Origin of the sequence: Pelosinus sp. sgz500959, from assembly GCF_042610375.1 — a bacterium.
GTDB lineage: Bacteria > Bacillota > Negativicutes > DSM-13327 > DSM-13327 > CTSoil-075.
The window spans coordinates 153,354-173,480 of the sequence record NZ_JBGJZL010000004.1 but is presented as its reverse complement, the minus strand read 5'-3'; the positions used below and the strand labels follow the sequence as shown (position 1 = coordinate 173,480).

General features: G+C 37.4%; 15 protein-coding genes and 1 other RNA gene. 4 read left to right on the top strand and 12 right to left on the bottom strand.

From position 1 onward, the window contains the following. Positions 1 to 105: 105 nt before the first annotated feature. The 6 genes from ACAN52_RS07840 to ACAN52_RS07815 form a co-directional block, all read right to left on the bottom strand. Positions 106 to 2,115: a sigma-54-dependent Fis family transcriptional regulator gene (locus ACAN52_RS07840; protein ID WP_378954047.1), complete on the bottom strand. Its 2,010-nt coding sequence runs from the start codon at positions 2,113 to 2,115 to the stop codon at positions 106 to 108. A gap of 11 nt (positions 2,116 to 2,126) precedes the next feature. After that, positions 2,127 to 3,014 (bottom strand): YegS/Rv2252/BmrU family lipid kinase, encoded by an 888-nt coding sequence (locus tag ACAN52_RS07835; RefSeq protein WP_378954045.1) that lies wholly within the window; start codon positions 3,012 to 3,014, stop codon positions 2,127 to 2,129. Between the two features lie 199 nt (positions 3,015 to 3,213). After that, a non-coding RNA gene (gene ssrS, locus ACAN52_RS07830) (6S RNA) lies at positions 3,214 to 3,389 on the bottom strand. A 123-nt stretch (positions 3,390 to 3,512) separates the two neighbouring features. Next, the gene (locus ACAN52_RS07825) at positions 3,513 to 4,106 is read right to left on the bottom strand and encodes a GNAT family N-acetyltransferase (protein ID WP_378954044.1); all 594 of its coding nucleotides are present in this window, start codon (positions 4,104 to 4,106) and stop codon (positions 3,513 to 3,515) included. 182 nt (positions 4,107 to 4,288) lie between these two features. Beyond that, complete coding sequence (gene nifJ, locus ACAN52_RS07820; RefSeq protein ID WP_378954043.1) at positions 4,289 to 7,834, bottom strand: pyruvate:ferredoxin (flavodoxin) oxidoreductase; 3,546 nt, start codon at positions 7,832 to 7,834, stop codon at positions 4,289 to 4,291. 413 nt (positions 7,835 to 8,247) lie between these two features. Beyond that, positions 8,248 to 9,687 carry an NAD(P)/FAD-dependent oxidoreductase gene (locus tag ACAN52_RS07815; RefSeq protein WP_378954041.1) on the bottom strand — a complete coding sequence of 480 codons (1,440 nt, stop codon included), beginning with the start codon at positions 9,685 to 9,687 and terminating at the stop codon, positions 8,248 to 8,250. Between the two features lie 150 nt (positions 9,688 to 9,837). Between ACAN52_RS07815 and ACAN52_RS07810 the strand changes: the two genes are divergently transcribed. Next, positions 9,838 to 11,184: a deoxyribodipyrimidine photo-lyase gene (locus ACAN52_RS07810; protein WP_378954040.1), complete on the top strand. Its 1,347-nt coding sequence runs from the start codon at positions 9,838 to 9,840 to the stop codon at positions 11,182 to 11,184. 105 nt (positions 11,185 to 11,289) lie between these two features. Here ACAN52_RS07810 and ACAN52_RS07805 read toward each other — a convergent pair whose 3' ends face one another. Together ACAN52_RS07805 and ACAN52_RS07800 are read right to left on the bottom strand one after the other, a co-directional pair. After that, positions 11,290 to 12,150 (bottom strand): Cof-type HAD-IIB family hydrolase, encoded by an 861-nt coding sequence (locus ACAN52_RS07805; protein WP_378954039.1) that lies wholly within the window; start codon positions 12,148 to 12,150, stop codon positions 11,290 to 11,292. A gap of 295 nt (positions 12,151 to 12,445) precedes the next feature. Then, positions 12,446 to 12,772 (bottom strand): DUF1904 family protein, encoded by a 327-nt coding sequence (locus ACAN52_RS07800; protein ID WP_378954038.1) that lies wholly within the window; start codon positions 12,770 to 12,772, stop codon positions 12,446 to 12,448. A 277-nt stretch (positions 12,773 to 13,049) separates the two neighbouring features. On the opposite strand from ACAN52_RS07800, the gene ACAN52_RS07795 reads away from it, so the two are divergent. Both ACAN52_RS07795 and ACAN52_RS07790 read left to right on the top strand, forming a co-directional pair. Then, on the top strand, positions 13,050 to 13,745 hold the full coding sequence (locus ACAN52_RS07795) for a YetF domain-containing protein (RefSeq protein ID WP_378954037.1): 696 nt from the start codon (positions 13,050 to 13,052) through the stop codon (positions 13,743 to 13,745). Between the two features lie 102 nt (positions 13,746 to 13,847). Continuing rightward, positions 13,848 to 14,282: a universal stress protein gene (locus tag ACAN52_RS07790; RefSeq protein WP_378954036.1), complete on the top strand. Its 435-nt coding sequence runs from the start codon at positions 13,848 to 13,850 to the stop codon at positions 14,280 to 14,282. A gap of 56 nt (positions 14,283 to 14,338) precedes the next feature. Here ACAN52_RS07790 and ACAN52_RS07785 read toward each other — a convergent pair whose 3' ends face one another. Beyond that, entirely contained in the window at positions 14,339 to 15,202 is an 864-nt protein-coding gene (locus ACAN52_RS07785; RefSeq protein ID WP_378954035.1) for a Cof-type HAD-IIB family hydrolase, read from the bottom strand. A 136-nt stretch (positions 15,203 to 15,338) separates the two neighbouring features. Between ACAN52_RS07785 and ACAN52_RS07780 the strand changes: the two genes are divergently transcribed. After that, a complete protein-coding gene (locus ACAN52_RS07780; RefSeq protein WP_378954034.1) occupies positions 15,339 to 16,034 on the top strand; it encodes a GntR family transcriptional regulator in 696 nt (231 codons plus the stop codon). Positions 16,035 to 16,155: 121 nt separating this feature from the next. On the opposite strand, the gene dcuC is transcribed toward ACAN52_RS07780, so the two are convergent. The 3 genes from dcuC to ACAN52_RS07765 form a co-directional block, all read right to left on the bottom strand. Next, on the bottom strand, positions 16,156 to 17,415 hold the full coding sequence (gene dcuC / locus ACAN52_RS07775; RefSeq protein ID WP_378954033.1) for a C4-dicarboxylate transporter DcuC: 1,260 nt from the start codon (positions 17,413 to 17,415) through the stop codon (positions 16,156 to 16,158). A 321-nt stretch (positions 17,416 to 17,736) separates the two neighbouring features. Then, complete coding sequence (gene citF / locus ACAN52_RS07770) at positions 17,737 to 19,236, bottom strand: citrate lyase subunit alpha (protein WP_378954031.1); 1,500 nt, start codon at positions 19,234 to 19,236, stop codon at positions 17,737 to 17,739. Continuing rightward, complete coding sequence (locus tag ACAN52_RS07765; RefSeq protein WP_378954029.1) at positions 19,229 to 20,119, bottom strand: aldolase/citrate lyase family protein; 891 nt, start codon at positions 20,117 to 20,119, stop codon at positions 19,229 to 19,231. Before ACAN52_RS07765 ends, citF begins: the two co-directional genes overlap by 8 nt. Between the last annotated feature and the right edge of the window lie 8 nt (positions 20,120 to 20,127).

The window sequence follows — 20,127 nt, the reverse complement described above, 5'->3', positions numbered from 1 at the left end:
ATCAAAAAAATGCCATTCCGTATCATTAAGGAACAGCATTTCAATAAAAACTGTCACATATCTGTCACACATCTGCAACATTAACATGACATATATGGCCTATTTTTAATTCTCTATTTCGTATAAACGCATTTTACGATAGAGAGTATTACGCGAAACTCCCAACTCTCGGGCTACTATGCTCACATTACCTCCCCATTTTGATAGGAGGACTAAAATCTGTTGACGTTCTGCTGCATCCAATAATTTCCGTCGTTGTTCACGTCCAAAACTTTCTTGTATAACAGGAAGAGATAAGGGTTGTGATTGAAACTGCACTGATTTTTGTGGTGCATAAACTTCTATCGGCAGGTGCGCTACAGTAATGACCTCTGCTTCGGTTAGGCTAATCGCTCGTTCAACTACATTTTGCAATTCTCGGACATTACCTGGCCAGTTAAATCGCTCTAAACATTCTATCACTGCTGGTTCAACAGAAAATTTAGAACCTCGATCTCGACCTATTTTATTTAAAAAATATTTAAATAAAAGGCGAATATCTTTTACGCGGTTACGCAGGGGTGGAATCGTAATCGAGATAACATTTAGACGATAATAAAGATCTTGACGGAAAGATCCTTTTTCTACACCTTGGGATAAATTTTTATTTGTAGCACAAATAACCCTCACATTGACAGGAATCACGCGGTCACTACCGATACGTGTCACACTTTTTTCCTGCAATACTCTAAGGAGGGCAATTTGTTGTTCCAATGGCATATCACCAATTTCATCTAGAAATAAAGTACCGCCTGAAGCCAATTCAAATTTCCCTGGTTTTCCTCCTCGCACTGCACCAGTAAAAGCTCCTTCAACATAACCAAACAACTCGCTACCAACCAATTCTCGCGGTATCACACCGCAATTCAGTGCCACAAAAGGTCCCTTGCGTTGTTCACTGTGATTATGAATGGCTTGAGCAAAGATTTCCTTGCCAGTACCACTTTCACCTTGCAATAGAATGGTAGATGATGTGACAGCAGCCAGAGAAGCCACCCGTATAACCTCTAATATCTCCACACTCTCACCGACGATATCACTAAATTGTAGCGTTGCACAATAGCCACTAAATCGATTCACTAAATTTTGTATCTGTTTAATTGGACGTAAAATAATAACTCCACCGATCACTTTCCCCTGTTCATCAGTCAAGGGTTCACCAGTTGCAAGACAATGAAATGTACATTTATTGGTATTTACCATAATTTCAATATCTTCATAAGGCTCTTTACTAGCTAACATTTCCTTCGTTAAGTATGATTTACCACCGAAAATCCGATCAATCGCCATACCTAATACTTCTCTTTCACTTCGATTGAGAATTTTTTTTGCTGCTGGATTCAACTGATTGACAATGCCTCGTTCATCAACCATCAGAACTCCATCTGACATTGTATTGAATATGTTGGTCAGACGATGGTTAGATAAGGCCAATTCTTGATTTTTCCGCCTTATATCAAGTTGCGCCATAATTGCTTCCGTTGCTGCTACTACCATACCCAAAGTATGTAAATGAGAGGTGGCAGAAGCCCCAGACATATCAAGTATTCCGATCATCTGCCCATTGTGATCAAAAATAGGCGCTGCCGAACACGTTAGGCAGTGGTGTTTTTGACAGTAATGTTCCTCCCCCGAAACTTGGATCGGTGCTTGAATAACAAGAGCAGTCCCAATGGCATTCGTCCCCGCCAATTCTTCACACCAACCAGCACCTTGGAAGAAATTATTTGTCATTGGGTTCTTTAACGTATCTTTATCACCAAATATTTCCATGACATACCCTTGTTCATCTGTTAATACAACAACAAAACCAGACCCTTGTACAAATTGGTATAAATTTCCCATAATTGGTTTGGCAACTTTTATAAGTTCCTCTTTCTCCGCAAGCCTCTTACGAAGATCAATTCCATCTAATCGACTATGAACCGAATTATTATAGGGATTAACATTAGCTTCTTGGCAGCGGACCCAGGATTCAATGATTTGTGGTCTAAGACCATGTACATGATTTTCTCCACCAATGAAAGCTTTCCAATTAGGAAGTACATGATGTTGGCAGCTGTTAATAGCAGTCATGGCGTCCCCCTTTATGATACACAAAAGAATTTGACTTTACCGGGAACAACTTCAATTGATAGGGGTAGCTTTGGACCCAGTTCCCCATCTAGATCACTATCTAATTCTTCTATACATTCAATGCGAATATTTTGTGCTTGTATATAGGTAACATGTTTACTATTATGATGTATACCTTTCAAGAAACTAATAAATAAACTCATCAATTCCGGTAAATTACACTTATTAACAATCAATAAATCAAGTTTACCATCATCAATCTGAGCATAAGGTACTAAGCGGGGAAAACCCCCAACTGTACCGCTATTCATCACTAAAAATAAAAAAACATCCTCTTCAATAACATGCTCATCAGCCGTAATTCGCATTTTTAGTGCTTTAAAATTAGGTAATTCACCCAATCCCTTAAAATAATAGGCCATCTTACCTAAAGTATTTTTAAGCGCTACATCTGCGCTATGAGCAACAGATGTCATGAGTCCTGCACTCGCTACATTAAAAAAGTATTTATCATTTACTTTCCCTACATCAAAAGTCTTAATAATGCCTCTCACAACAACATCTACACACATATCAATGCTTTTTTCAAGTTGTAAATAGGCTGCAAAATCATTTGATGTTCCACTTGGAATAATTCCTAGTGGTAAGTCTAGATTATGATCAACCATAATATTGATGACTTGATGAATAGTTCCATCACCACCTGATACAATGATTCCTTCAACAGCAAATTCCCGAGTCAAAAGAACAAATTCACTTGTATCTTGTTTATTTGTTATCCGAAAGGGAATAACAATACATCCTTTATGTTGAAAATTTTCTATGACATGATCCAATTTGAATTTAAAACTCGCATCACCTGACACAGGATTATATACAAGGATAAACTTTCGCAACATTTATCTCTCCTTAGTGCTTTGACTATCCTATACTTCACACTTCTTTACTTTATTGTATTTCATGATAGACTGAAAAGTCTATATAAATTATATCCCAAAAAAGTCAGCCAGTGACATCCTGTTCCTGGTTGACTTTTATATAAAATCGAATGTAAAAAACAGAGGTGATACACCTCTGTTTTTTACAAAAATATAAGACATTAACCCGCAGTACCGTTCCCCCGATATGTTCAAACCCTGCTAGTTCGCAGGTGGGTGTTCTAGATTATGTTTTTGCCGTCCTCTCAAGGAGGCATGACATCCGCATAAGTTTAAACTCCCTAAGACAATGAGTAGGTTGAACATAAATGAGAGTGACGTATACCTCAGGTATAATGTTCTTTTCCCATTAGTATGATAACATAGAACCTTTTCCAAATCAAGTTTATTTGATTATTTATCCGCTGGCTAAATTTCGCTACGCTTTAGATAAAATTAGAAATCGTTTAAATCTTAATTTTATTTATCAACATCGCTCACTAATAAATAGATTCCACCTTTATTAGGAATAAGAGGATGCTCTTTGACATCAATATGTTTCACAATTTGAAATTGATTCCGCTCATACGCACGCCGCGCTGTGATGTTTTCATTCATAACCATTAAACTCAATTGCTGATAACCATTTTCCTTAGCTTTTTCTTTCGTCAAGGCAATTAATTTGCTACCAACACCTTGTCCTCGAAATTTTTCATCTACATAAATAGAATCCAAAAACAAACTATTCTCTACTCTGGAATTAAAAAAATCCCCTAAAAAATCTAATCTATCCTGAGGGAAAAATTCTCTTGCCTCATCAGTAATTCCGTGATGCTTAGATGGATAAGAATATACGATACCAACAATCTCCCCCTCGCATTCAGCAACGATTGCATTTTCATAGGATTCATAACCAACTCCGTCACGCAAGAAATCTGCCATCACATCTGCAGCACTAGAATCATTAAATAAATCATGAAATAAAAAAGCTACAATACCACCAGAAGCACGATCAATTCCTTCAGCAATCTTAGAACAATCTTCAATTTTACCTTTACGGTATAAAATATTCATACAAAAATTCAGACTCCTTTCCTACAAGATCGATCTATATGTAAAACAATCTATATGATTACGACTTCGTAATTCATTATAAATTCTCATTCTACAAAAATCAATAGTAAAAAGGCATCTAATCCCCCGCACTACGGGTTATCAAATGCCTTTTTACCTATGACTAACTTACCAATAATTGATTATCCTTGAGCAAGTTTTCTGTATGTTGCTAATCGATCTTTAGCATCTTTTTCAGTTTTAGCAAATAAAGCATCTGCTAATTCTGGATATTGTTTCTTAAGTGATGAATAACGAACTTCACCCATCAAGAACTCTTGGAAATCACCGGTTGGTTCTTTTGAATCCATGATGAACGGATTCTTATCTTGCTCTTTAAGCGTAGGATTGTAGCGATACATTCCCCAGTATCCGCATGCAACAGCATTTTTGATTTCAAGTTGGCTTTTACCCATACCACTTCTCAAACCATGGCTGATGCAAGGAGCATAAGCAATAATGAGTGAAGGACCAGGATAAGCTTCTGCTTCTGCAATTGCTTTTAATGTTTGGTTGTGATCAGCACCCATAGCAATTTGCGCTACATAGACATAGCCATAACTCATTGCCATCATACCAAGATCTTTTTTCTTAGTGGCTTTACCGCTAGCAGCAAATTGTGCAATAGCTGCAGCCGGAGTTGATTTAGAAGCTTGACCACCAGTGTTAGAATAAATTTCAGTATCCATAACTAAGACATTAATGTCTTCACCGGATGCAAGAACATGATCAAGTCCACCAAAACCGATATCATATGCCCAGCCATCGCCACCAAAGATCCATTGTGATCTCTTCACTAAGAAATCTTTATTCTTGTAGATCTCATTCAATACAGCGATATCGCCTTTTTCGTTTTCCAAAAGTGCAGTAATCGCAGCAGTTCTTGTACGACTTCCTTCACCATTATCGATATTTTCTAACCAATCTGCAAAAGCAGCTTTAAGTTCAGCACTGATATCTAAAGTCATAGCTTCTTTAATGTCAGTCGCAACTTTTTCTCTTACAGCTTTCACACCCAAATGCATACCAAGACCAAATTCAGCATTATCTTCAAACAAGGAATTTGCCCATGCTGGACCTTGTCCTAAATGATTTTTTGTATATGGTACTGATGGAGCACTACCGCCCCAGATGGATGAACAACCTGTAGCATTTGCAACCATCATGCGATCACCAAACAATTGGGTAACCAATTTAGCATAAGGAGTTTCGCCACAACCTGCGCAAGCACCAGAGAACTCAAGAAGTGGTTGTTCAAATTGACTGCCTTTAACAGTTTTCTTGTTCATTGGATTTGCTTTAGGAGAAATATTAGCTACATGATCCCACAATGGAACTTGGTTCAACTGTGTGTCAAGAGGTTTCATAATCAATGCTTTTTCTTTTGCAGGGCAAACTTGAGCACAATTACCACAACCTGTACAATCTAATGGAGAAATAGCCAATCTGAATTGCAATTCTTTAGCACCAACAGCTGCTTTTGCAATAAAGCCTTCTGGTGCATTAGCCATTTCTTCTTCATTGACAAGTACTGGTCTAATAACAGCATGCGGACATACATAAGAACATTGATTACATTGGATACATTTATCCATTTGCCATTCTGGAACATTGGTAGCAATACCACGTTTTTCGTAAGCAGCAGTACCAAGTGGGAAAGTACCATCTTCCATACCACCAACAAATGCACTAACTGGTAAGGAATCGCCTTCTTGTCTGTTCATTGGTACAAGAATGTTGGTAATAAATTCAGGTACTTCTTTCTTAGGAGCAGTGTCGCTACATGCGCAAGCAAAAGTAGCTTTATCAGCAGCTTTGTCTGCAACAGTTGCCCAGCTAGCTGGAACATCAATTTTCACAATGTTATTAACGCCAACATCAATCGCTGCATTATTCATGTCAAGAACTTTTTGGCCTTTATTACCATAAGAACCAACAACTGCATCTTTAAGATATTTGATAGCATCTTCCAAAGGAATAATGTTAGCAATTTTAAAGAATGCGGACTGCATGATCATGTTAATTCTACCACCCAGGCCGATTTCCTGAGCAATTTTCACAGCATCTAAAGTGTAGAAGTTAATATTGTTTTTAGCAATATAACGTTTCATAGAACTTGGTAATTTTTCTTCTAAATCTTCTGGACTCCAAATACAATTCAAAAGGAAATTACCATTTGGTTTGAGTCCAGCCAATACATCATATTTATCAACATAAGATTGGTTATGACAAGCAACAAAATCAGCCTTATTGATCAAATATGGCGATCTAATTGGTTTCTTACCAAATCTAAGGTGAGAAACAGTAATACCACCAGATTTTTTGGAATCATAAGCAAAATATGCTTGTGCATACATATCTGTTTTATCGCCGATAATTTTGATCGCACTTTTGTTAGCACCAACAGTACCATCTGAACCAAGTCCCCAGAACTTACAAGCTTTAGTTCCTTCTGGAGTAGGATCAATATCTTCACCAGCTGGTAAAGAGTGATTTGTTACATCATCAACAATACCGATTGTAAAACCATCTTTAGGCTCATCAGCTTTCAAGTTATCATAAACCGCAACAATGTGTGCTGGTATTACGTCTTTAGAACCGAGTCCATATCTTCCGCCAACGATAACAGGACGAGTTTCTCTATTATAGAAAGCAGTTTTTACATCAAGGTATAATGGTTCAGCTAAAGAGCCAGGTTCTTTTGTTCTGTCAAGAACGGCAATTTTCTTAACAGTTTCAGGAATATATTTAAAGAAATGCTCAATTGAAAATGGTCTGTATAAACGAACAACAAGTAGACCAACTTTTTCACCATTTGCATTCATATGTTCGACAGTTTCTTGAATGGCTTCACAGGCTGAACCCATAGCGATGATCATTCTTTCAGCATCAGGTGCACCATAGTAGTTAAACAGGTGATATTCTCTGCCTGTCAATTTAGTAATTTGAGCCATGTAATCTTCAACGATTTCTGGCAGAGCTTCATAATACTTATTGGAAACTTCTCTTTCTTGGAAATAAATATCAGGATTTTGTGCAGTACCACGAAGTACTGGATGATCAGGGTTGAGTGCATTTCTTCTGAAAGCATCAACGTCATTCATATCTAACATTTCTGCTAGTTCAGCGTATTCAATTGTTTCAATTTTTTGTATTTCATGAGAAGTTCTAAAACCATCAAAGAAATTGATGAATGGAACTTTTCCTTTAATGGCTGCCAAATGAGCTACAGCGCTTAAATCCATAACTTCTTGTACACTGCTTTCTGCTAGTAAAGCACAGCCAGTTTGTCTAGCCGCCATAACGTCTTGGTGATCACCAAATATATTAAGAGAATTCGCAGCAAGCGCTCTCGCACTCACATGGAAGACGGCTGGTAAAAGTTCGCCAGCAACTTTATACATATTAGGAACCATCAGTAGCAAACCTTGTGATGCAGTATAAGTAGTTGTTAATGCACCAGCTTGCAGAGAACCGTGAACAGCACCAGCTGCACCAGCTTCTGACTGCATTTCCATTACTTTTACAGTTTGACCAAAAAGATTTTTCTTACCTTGAGCAGACCATTCATCAACAGCCTCCGCCATAGGTGAGGATGGGGTAATTGGGAAGATAGCTGCTACATCAGTAAATGCATAAGAAATATATGCTGCCGCAGTATTACCATCCATAGTCTTCATTTTTCTCATAAGTCTCTCCTTCTCTCTCTCTCTTTATGTTACTAAATGCCACCGTAACCATGTATACAGTATTCATTTTAGTAATGTTTCATAATTATAACTTATAATTATGATTTTATCACTAAAAAAATTACTACCCTTAACGTATTCGACAAAAAGAATGATATTCCTACATATTTTTAAAATTTTTTTAGGAAATTTTGTCAATTTTTGCACAATCTTCTGACAACTTTTTAATTCTACTTTTTTTTAGGAATTTAATAGCTCACTTTATTTTTGACGAACCTAATTTGATAGTAAATGATTTTTAGTGACGATAATTTTTGTATTTTACCCCCTTTCGATCCGAATCATACAAGAAATTAGCTATTCATATCTATAATTCCTGCTTTATAGTAATAAGTTAATTTAATAACTTTTTCCTACAATTTTATGTATTCTTTTCGTTCAGTACGTTGTGGTAATCCAAGTGAATCTTTTCCTCTTAAAGTGACTTCTTTAATGGGAATATTTAGCTCTCGTGCAATGACATCTTGTACTCTTCGACGACAAAAACCACCTTGGCATCGCCCCATACCCGCTCTCGTCCGTCTTTTAATGCCATCAATTGATTGAACATGTATCCCCCGATGTAGCGCATCAATAATTTCAGCTTCGGTTACTTGTTCACACCGACAGATCATTTTTTCTTCAGGAGTAGTTCCATTAATATCTCCTTTAAAATTTTCATCTTTAGGCTTAATAATAGGATGGCGATAAGACTCAAAATCAGGATTTGCTATGAAGGTAATGCCAGTTTCTTTTAGTATTTCTACTACCTTCAAAGCGATGGCCGGCGAAGAAGTCAAGCCTGGTGAGTCAATCCCCACCAAATTAATAAATCCTGGTACTCGACTTTCTTCGATTAACCAATCTTTTTGATTAGCAAAAGGACGATTACCTGAAAATGAAGTAATGGCTTTTTTCATATTAAAATCAGGCACAGATTTTCTGGCTGCATTCACAATTTGTTCTAAGGCTTCTGCAGTCGTACCTACATCTTCTTTGTCACCAATATCCTCCGCATTCGGCCCAATCATTAAATTACCATGATAAGTTGTGGTCACCAAAATTCCTTTACCTAGCTCTGTAGGTACTTGAAAAATAACGGTATTTGCCAAATAATTTTCTTCTTTATCTAAGAGGATATACTGACCACGGCGAGGAGTAATATGAAAATCATCAATCCCTACCATACTGGCTACTTTATCACTATAAATACCTGCTGCATTAATCACGCAACGTCCCTGTATCTCTTCTTTATTGGTAGTTAATTTAAAGTAATCATCTATTTTCTCGATCCCAGTCACTGTCGTATTGAGTTTTAACTCAACTCCATTGGTTATGGCATTTTCAGTTAAGGCAATGACAAATTCATAAGGTGAAGTTACACCCGCATTGGCGCAATAGAGAGCTGATTTTACTTCTTTACTTAAATAAGGTTCCATTTTTCTTGCTTCATCACCATCGATGATTTTAAGACCTCCAACTCCATTTTCAATGCCATATTGGTAGAGTTTTTGGAGAGTGATCATATCTTCATCCCGAAAAGCTAATACTAATGATCCTGTTTCACGATAGCCAAAATTTAATTCTTGATTGAGTTGCTCATACATTCGATTACCTTGAACACAAAGCTTTGCTTTTAAGCTACCAGGTTTGTCCGAATATCCACCATGTACAATTCCGCTATTAGCTTTTGAAGCACCACAACTAACATCTTCATCTTTTTCAATCAGACATACTTTTACTTTATACTTTGCCAGTTCTCTCGCAATATTGGCACCGACAACGCCCGCTCCAATAATACAAATATCATACATAGTAAGTCCCCCTCATTTATTAAATTTATACATATAGTTATGAATTATTTTCCGAATAATTCAATACTATCAAAGCCTATCTGAATGTGCAAGATTCATTTTGAGTGTATAATAGTAACAAAGGTCTAAAAAAATATTTGGGGAGGAAGTATGAATCAACAACGTATACGTATACTCAACGATTCCACTCTGACGACTAAGGGCCCTATCGTCTATTGGATGAGTCGTGATCAACGTGCCCAAGACAACTGGGCACTGCTTTATGCTCAAAAACTCGCCATAGAACGTCAAGAGCAACTATTAGTTGTCTTCTGCCTAGTCCCCACTTTTCTCGAAGCCAGCATACGCCAATACGGATTTATGCTGCGCGGTCTTATCGAAACTTTTAAAGTACTTACAAACAAAAATATTCCTTGCTACCTACTACAAGGAGCCCCCCATCAAACTCTACCCCCATGGCTGGCGCAACATAAGGCCAGCCTACTCGTCACAGATTTTGATCCGCTGAAAATAAAAAGACATTGGAAAGATGAAATTCTTGCGACGATCCAGATTCCTTGCCATGAGGTCGATGCTCACAATATTGTTCCGTGCTGGATTGCTTCTCAAAAATTAGAATATGCAGCTTATACTCTTCGCCCTAAGATCAATAAACTTCTACCCCAATTTTTAGAAGATATACCCCAGATCACCCATCACCCTATTTCTGGAATTATCTCTGCCCCCCTTCCAGACCTTGAGCTATTATTTCCTTCTCTACAGATTAATCACAGTATTAAGGAAATAAACTGGTTAACACCAGGCAGTCAAGCTGCACAACTCTTACTTAATTCATTTATCGAAAAAAAACTACCTTACTACGATACACAAAGCAATGATCCGACCAAAGATATGCAGTCAAATCTTTCCCCTTATTTACACTTTGGACAACTATCGCCCCAGCGAGTTGCCTTATCCATTTTGCGCGGACAAAAAATAACGCCTGCCACTGAATCTTTTCTTGAAGAACTCATTGTCAGACGAGAGTTAGCTGATAACTTTTGCTATTACAATCCTCATTATGATAATATTGATGCATTTCATCCTTGGGCACACAAAACTCTTGCTGAGCATTTTGATGACCTTCGCGAGTATTACTACTCATTACATGACTTTGAGCAAGCCCATACCCATGACGAGCTATGGAATGCCGCTCAACGACAAATGATAACTACAGGAAAAATGCATGGTTATGTCCGTATGTATTGGGCAAAAAAAATTCTTGAATGGTCTGAAACTCCCCAGCAAGCCATGAAATTTGCTATTTATCTCAATGACAAATATCAACTCGATGGCCGTGACCCTAACGGTTATGCAGGAATCGCTTGGAGTATCGGCGGAGTTCACGACCGTGCTTGGGGAGAACGCAAAGTTTTCGGCAAAATCCGCTATATGAACTATAATGGCATGAAAAGAAAATTTGATATAAAAAGCTATATAAACGCTTATAGAGAATGATAATAGTAAGGGAAAGTAGTCCAAAAATACAATAAGAAAAGCTCAAGCATTACTTTTTTGCTTGAGCTTTTCGCTACATTGATCAGATTCTTATCCATCATTCTGTTAAGAGTTTAGCATTTGATTAATGATATAAGCGACACCATTAAGATCATTGGAAATGGATACATACTTACAGATTTCTTTTACGTCTTCCTCTGCATTACCAATGGCAACACTAATACCAACTTTCTTTAACATAGAAATATCATTATAGTTATCACCAATCGCCATTACGTCTGACATGGGAATATCCAAATAGCGAGTCAAATCTTCCAAAGCATTCCCTTTGGAGACAGAAGTATGAATCATTTCAAAAATGTCATTACCCGCGACAGTCATGGAAAGTCCCTGATAGTTTTTAAAATATTCTCTTCCAGCTTCCAATTTATCCTGATCAAAAGTAATGGATACAATACTGCCGAAGGTCAAATCTCGCCCAAGAATATCCTCCATCCCAGTAACTCGTGTCCCACCCGCCCTTGGCTGGCAAAGATATTTAATCGCATGTTGAGCCCTCTCCTCTGTTACCTGAGGAATAAGATTCTTTGCCGTTTTAAATTCATTACTAAGAATAGTCTCCGAGCCAAGGGGGATAAAAGAATGAGTATCTGTGGAGATCGTATAAAAATAATTATTCTTACATAACCAAGTTAAAGCGTATCGTATATCTTTTTTATCCACACCTACTCCTAGAATCTTTTCCCCATCTTTGGTATACACAAATGCGCCATGGTTAGAAATAATATGAGGCCTTAGTCCTACACCTTCACATAAAGCCAAGGCATTACCATAATTGCGCCCTGTAGCAATGGCAATTTCTACACCTTTATCTTGAGCTGCTAGCAAGGCAGCCACATTCTCTGCACTTATTTCTCGTTTAGAATTAAGCAACGTTCCATCCATATCAGTTACTATCAATCTCAAAATATCACCTTCAAAAGTTTTTCATTTATTTATAATTTCGCAACGATTAATATATTTGATGATTGTATCATTATAATCACTTCATTTCCAGAGAAAATAATAAGACCATTACGTATCTGCACAAGTAAGATTAAACCATCATCAATAAAAAACACCAAATAGGCCTGCCCCTTTTTCGAGGAACAGACCTGTTTGTATACAGCTTTAAAAAGTCGATCATGCAATGATTCTAACTAAAAATAACTAAGACTTTTGACTCCATCTGAGAGCTTGACACAAGCACAGTCGTATTTCACTATAAATGTTTTCCATTTTCATAGTATCGATCCCGCTCGAGCACAATAAAAAACAGTTCAACATTTTCATAACCTACAGTACCAATATGCTCCGTGATGGCTGCTGCCGTTTTATCTTGTACCTCTTGCCCTCTGTCAAACCAATTAATTTGAACAAAAGGATCTTTCGAAACTTTCTCCCCATCGACAATAAAAGCACTCTCTACAACTTCAAGTGTAAAATATTCTCTTGGGCAGTCAATAATGATCTCAAGTTCATCAATCATTGGTTTGCTTATTTTTTGTACATCAGCAACACTCATTCCTTTGATCATAATATGCGGCATAAAAACAACTCCTTTATTATTTTACTTATTAATAATGGCTGAACGTAAAAGCACGCTCCCCCAAAGAGCTAATAATATCTAAAGAATGGCTTCCATAAATCTTCCTAATTACCATTATATTTCGATTCCAAATTGGGTATGCTAGAAGCCAATCCTATTACAATAACTCCATGAACAAAAGAAGATCTATGATAATTTAAAACCCATTATAGTAAGCAATAAAATCACTCTAATCTCTCGATATTATATCATAAAAGTCAATAAAGGATGTGTATCTATGGAAATTAATGACTTACTCCGTGATATTTGGCAAACCATTCTGATCTTTATTAGTTTACTCATTTTTGCACGTATTCTCGACAAAACGCAGATTGGACAATTAACATTCCATGAATACATTAGTGGTATCACCATAGGTTCAATTGCCGGCAGTCTGGCTTCCGCTGAACCTAATAAATTTTGGAGTCACTACGTTGATCTTTTTCTTTTTTTTCTACTGACTTATCTACTGTCACTAGTTACAATCAAAAATCGTCCCTTGCGCAAAATTATTGAAGGTTCTCCCAGTATAATCATTGAAAATGGACGTATTCTCAAAGAAAATATGAAGAGTCTGCGCTATGATTTAGATGAACTCAATTCTCAACTAAGAGAAAAAGGGGTCCTCGATATCAGTGAAGTGCAATATGCAACGATCGAACCAACTGGACAATTGAGTGTCATCCTCAAACCCGATTTTCAGCCTTTAACTAAAGGAGATATGAATATCCATCTCCCTTACGCTACTTTTCCTGTTGAATTAATTATGGATGGAGAAATTGTTGAGGAAAATTTAGTGAAAAAAAGTCTGACCCACGACTGGTTGGACAAACAGTTAACGGACAGAAATATCAAAAGCGCAGCAAATGTCATGTATGCAGTCATTGATTCTAAGGGACAATTATTCATCAGTTCTAAAGGGAGCCTTCAATAATAATCTCCATCAAAATTCATCTTAATTTTCTGTATTTTTTTCGTTTTTATGCTACAATGAGAGTATCACTTTCAATATGAATTATAAACGGAGGTGTTACTCATGTTAGAAAAAATTTTAGTTCCGATTGATGGCTCAGAAGCAGCATGGCATGCCTTAGAATACGCCTGTAAATTAGGTGAAAAATTTGATAGTATCATTACAGTCATCCATGTAGTTCAACCTCATTATACCCTCCCAAGTATCGCCCTTCATGGAGAAATACCTTTTTTATCAGTAAATATTGAAGAGGTAGAAGAAACAGGTTATAAACTTATTGAATTAGCAAAATCGGAAATTAAAGATTATGATAAAGTTGAGACCCTCTTAGAATTTGGACATCCAGCAGAACGAATACTTTCCCTCGCAAAAGATGATAACTATAATCTGATTGTTATCGGTTCCCGAGGTTTAAGCGCTATTAGCGAATTTTTCTTAGGCAGCATCAGTGCCACAGTTTCTCAATATTCAACAATTCCAGTCATGATCATAAAATAATTTAAGATCTATAGATAAAAACACAATCTTAGACTCTAAATCTAAGATTGTGTTTTTTATTGTGCTCCAAGGGCATAATGATAAATGGCATGAGCCACACCATCGTTTACATTGGTATTCGTCACAAATTTACAGATTGCTTTAATTTCCTCTTTAGCATTTCCCATCGCCACACTATGTTTCACACTCGCGAGCATTGAAATATCATTAGGACTATCACCAATGGCCATGACTTGATCAAAAGGAATATGCAGTTGAGCTGCCAGTAATTCTAGAGCATTCCCTTTTGAAGCCTGCTCATTGAGTAATTCAAAATTGCTCTCAGCAGAAGAAACCATTTCAAGCTGCTTCATTCCACTAAATTGCTTGACCCCAATTTGGTGTTTTGTTTCATTAAAAGAACATCCAAGAATTTTATAGAATCCTTCCTCGCGATTCATAAACTCTTCATGTTTATTGAAAAATACCATCCCAAATTGCCCGTACATAGCCTTCATCAATCTCTCTAATCCAGCTAATTTAGTCTCATTAGGAGTTCCTTTCAGTTCATCCAATTCACGCTGTAATATTTCTTTCCCCACTGACGGTGTATATATTCCAGTATCAGTCGATACTTCATAATAAAAACGATTTTCATCTAACCAGCTGACGATTGTCCTAACGTCCTGCTTATCCATAGGCATAGAATAGATCGATTGACCTTCTTTAGAATGAATGGCTGCGCCCGTATAACTAATAATATAGGGATTCAGTCCTGCCTTCTCACAAATAGAGCGAGCATCAAAATAAGCTCTTCCTGTGGCAATCACAACTTCTATCCCTTGTTCTTTAGCACGCTTGAGCGCACGACTATTTTCTTCACTGATTTGATGTTTTTCATTTAACAATGTACCATCTAAATCGATTGCAATTAGCTTCATTTCTTTTCACCTTTCTTTGATACAGTCCGTATAACAAATTTAAATAATCTTTCTTTATCATAGCAGGAAAAATACTAATGATAAAGAATTATATTAAGTTAAGTGTTCTATTCTAAGAATTGGTAAAGGTGATTATATGAGTGATTTGTTTAATAATATAAATTTTGATAGTGTTAGACCCATCAGAGATGTTGTTTACGACTATTTACGAACAGCCATTATTAATGGGCTAATCAAACCTGGAGAGCGGCTTGTTGAGAAAGATTATGCGGAAAAATTCAACATTAGTCGAACTCCCGTTAGAGAAGCATTACGTAAACTTGAAATTGAAGGACTTGTAGAAAATATTCCTCGTAAAGGTGATATCGTAAAAGGCATCGCCTTACATGATATGCTAGAAATTTTCGCAATTCGCCAAGCCTTAGAACCCCTCATTGTAAAAACCGCAATCGACAATATGACGCCGGAAGCCATTATTAAATTACAGGAAACAGTCGACAATATGACTTCTGCTGCTCACAATGATGATACAGCAGCAGTACTTGATGCCTTCCAAACTTTCCATGACATTTTGATCAACGTGAGTAATATGCCTCGCCTTTCCGCTATCATTTCTCAATTAAAAGATTATCTGGGCCGTTTTCGCACTATGAGTCTCTCTAATCCTACGCGGCGCACCCAAGCAATTAGTGAACATAAAGAAATTCTACAAGCAATCATTGCGAATGATAACGAAACAGCCGAACAATTAATCTCAAGTCATCTATCCTCTGCACGCCAATCACTGCTCAAAAAAATGCAACATACGGAAGAAGCGCTTAAACCTTTATAAAGGTTATCAAATTATTTACCACAACCTCTTTATATAAGCAGAAAAAATATACTTGATCAAAAGACCGTGAAATCTTAAAAATTTCACGGTCTTTTGATCATTTAAAATCCACTCATCCGATTTACTTAAAGGAAAGAACAATCAGAACAGCTATAATAGCAACCACCATTCCTGGAGCAGTGCGTTTAGCAATCTCCATAGGATTTACACCAGCTATTGTAGCACAGACGATAGCGCCGCCCGCTACGGGAGACATTGTACGCCCTAAACCACCAGACATCGTAGCAAGAGACCCCATATCTGTGATTGTAAAACCAAATTGCGCAGCATGTGGAGTCACTGCACCATTGAAAGCGAGAGCGGCAGCATCACCTGAACCACTCAAAACTGCCAGAAAAAACGGACCGAAGGATGCTGCATATCGAGCAATATCCTGTGATTCTTTCATTTTTTCAATCAATGCACCAGTCAGTCCAATGGTATCCATCCCTTGAGTAAATACAGCGGCTGCAATAATAATACCCATTATTTCTCCATAGGAATCACCCATTCCCTTAAAGAAACTCTTGGATATTTCTTGTGCCTTTCCTAAGGTTACAACAAATCCTAGTATGACACCTATAATCATAGCTTGCGGAACTGTAACCGTAGGAATAAGACCAACCATTTTACTACCTAACACTAATAATACAAGGGGAATGATCGGAATTAGTGCTTTTATAAAATTAACCTTAAATTTTTCCTCATGACCAGAAATTTGAGCAGAGCGTTCAACGCTAGCCCCCTCTTTTCGCAAATAAGAAACAATCGTCAACATCGTTGCCGCAACGGCAAGTGAAACTAGAGCAGCCACAGTATGACCAGCGATTACCGTCATCACATCAACATTGGCTAATTTGGCAACAAATGGATTATGAGCAAGACCTGGACTCATAACACTTCCAATTGTGCCAGACATAACACAAGCAGCAGCCATAGCCGGATGTACACCCGTTCCAATCAACGTAGGTATTAATACAGCACCAACAGCAGCCGCACATCCTGCCGTACTAGGTAAAGCAATATTAATCACCCATGTGATAATGACTGCACCTGGTATCAGGATAAATTGCGCCCTCCGTAGCAAGCTCGTTAATAAGTTTACTAGATGGCTATCGCAACCAGTCAATTTCATTACATACGAAAAACCCATCACTGTACAGATCGTCGTTACAAGCCCTTCATTAACCATTGCTTTGGCAAAAGCATCTATGGTTACTAAAGGTTTACCTACGACTAAAGCCATTGCCACACCTGCTACAAATAAGACCAACCGAGTTTCATAACGTTTAATGATAGCGAAGAATGTTAAAGCTACAATTAAAATACCAATCCAAATCATTCATTAACCCTCCTTAAGCTTTTTCCCCTAATAAGAAAATATCTAAAGCATTACATTCATAAAAAAATAAAGAAAATCCTGCAAATTTCTATTTTTTAAACTAACAATATTATTTATTTAATTTATAAAAATTCTATCACCTCACTAATATAAAAACATGAGCATTTCTTCTTGACCAAGCTTTCGAAATTATAGTTAGCCGTACGCTTTATAACTATTTTATTCTCACAGTAGTACTTAATAGAACCGCTGTCCCTTTGAATGAATAATCTAAAAGGCCGTGAAATCTTCTCAACAAAGATTTCACGGCCTTTTAAGGAATTATAGTGGTTTACGAATGACATCCAAGATAGTACCATCGCGATATTCGACAATTCCAACTATCTCATCACTCACTGGAATATCTTCAGGCTTACCAGCTAAATTGTAGGCAATTTCCTGCAATTCTTCAATTGTCTTGAGGAGCAAGCCTTTACCTTTCAGATTTGCTAATACATCTTGGCGTAATGGATTAACCGCTATACCATATTCAGTGACAATAACATCTACTGTTTCTCCAGGTGTAACAATGGTATGCACCCGATCTCGAATCATAGGCAGGCGATTACGCAATAAAGGTACAATAACCACTGCTAAATTAGCTCCTGCTGCAGTATCGGAATGTCCACCTGACGCTCCCATGATGATTCCATTTGAATCCGTAATAACATTAACATTAAAGTTCAAATCCACTTCCGTTGCACTCAATACAACAACATCTAGATTATTCACAATAGCCCCTTTATTATGAGGATTGGCATAAAAAGATGCTGACATTTCAATATGATTTGGATTCTTTTTGATGGATTCAATCGAAGGAATATCAAAACTTTGTACATCATACAAAACTTTAAATAAACCTTGCTCTAACATATCAACAAATACACCAGTAATACCGCCTGTACCAAAACTGCCAACGATACCATCTTTCAGCATCTTTTCTTTAATAAAACGAGCGACAGCAAGAGATGCGCCACCACTTCCTAATTGCAAAGAGAAATCATTCTTAAAGTATCCAGAATGCTCAATCACATTGGCAGCAAACTCTGCTAATAATAATTGTAAAGGATCTTTTGTAATCCGTAGTGCTCCTGATGCAATCTTACTGGAATCACCAATACTATCAACGACAACAATATAGTCAACTTGTGTCTGTGGAATACTGATTGGGAAAACATGACCCTCGATTAAATTATCTGTAACGGCCACTACTTTATCAGCATAAGCAGCATCAATGGTCGCATATCCTAGTGCTCCGCAAGCTGATTTACCATCACGACCATTCATATTACCATTTTTATCACAAGTAGGCGCACCAATAAAAGCAACATCTATTTTAAGTTCACCAGATTCAATCGCCCGTGCTCTGCCGCCATGGGAGCGAATGAGTACTGGTTGTTTCAATTTACCTGAAGTCAAATATTCTCCTAATTTACCACGAACACCACTGGTTTGAATGGCAGTAATAACTCCAGATTCTAGATGTGGAATAATAGCTTCATGAATCGCTGCCAAGGAACTTGTTGCTAATGTAATGCCTTTAATTCCTTTACGAGCAATGGCATCGACAACTAAATTAAGCAAATAATCACCATTACGGAAATGATGATGAAAAGAAATGGTCATACCATCTTGTAACTGAGCGGCATCAATGGCTTGCTCTAATGATGAAAGAACTTTATTAGAATGTGGTTTCGCCATAGAAATTTTTGGACCAACGATCCTGCCCGTCGGACTCTTAGCAAAAGCTCCTGAATAATTGATAACTACCTCATTACTCATGATTGTTTCCTCCTCTATTGCCATTTACTGCAGCCGCATAAGCAAGAACACGTTCTGCCCGATCCACAATTGGAGTATCAATCATTTTTCCATTGAGTGCTACAACGCCAAGATTACGAGCTAAGGCATCTTGATACGCAACAAGTACACGCTCTGCATAATCGATTTCTTTTGCTGTCGGAGTAAATATTTCATGAACAATGCGCATTTGTCGTGGATTAACAATTGACTTACCATCAAAGCCCATTTCTTTAATCATGAGTGTTTCATTATAAAGCCCTTCATCATCATTGACATCGGAAAATACAGTATCAATGGCCTGAATACCAGCCGCTCGCGCTGCTAAAATCAATTGACCTCTCGCAACAAAAAGTTCACGGCCACTTTTAGTACGAGACGTTTTTAAATCTGCAATAAAATCTTCGCCACCAATGGCAAGAGCAACCATTCGCGGACTTGCTGTTGCAATATCATAGGCCTTCATCAAACCTTTTGCAGTTTCAATCGCACCCATCATTCGAATGGATCCTGTGGGGAAATTATTTTTCACTTCCGCTTCACTAATCAGTTCATCCACTCTTTTAATTTCGTCTGCCGTTTCTACTTTTGGTAAACGAATTAAATCAGGCTTGGATGGTAAAATAGCTTTCAAATCAGCCAATCCATAAGGAGTACTCAAGTGATTGGGACGAACGGCGACTTCACATGGACGAGAAATATACTTAATCGCATTTGCTACCAAATGACGAGCGGCATCCTTTTCTCCAATAGAAACAGAATCCTCTAAATCAAAAATGACAGTATCTGAACCATAGATTCCTGCTGCCTGTAACATTCCTGGATTATTGCCTGGCATAAACATCATACTTCTACGCAATTTCATCTGTATTC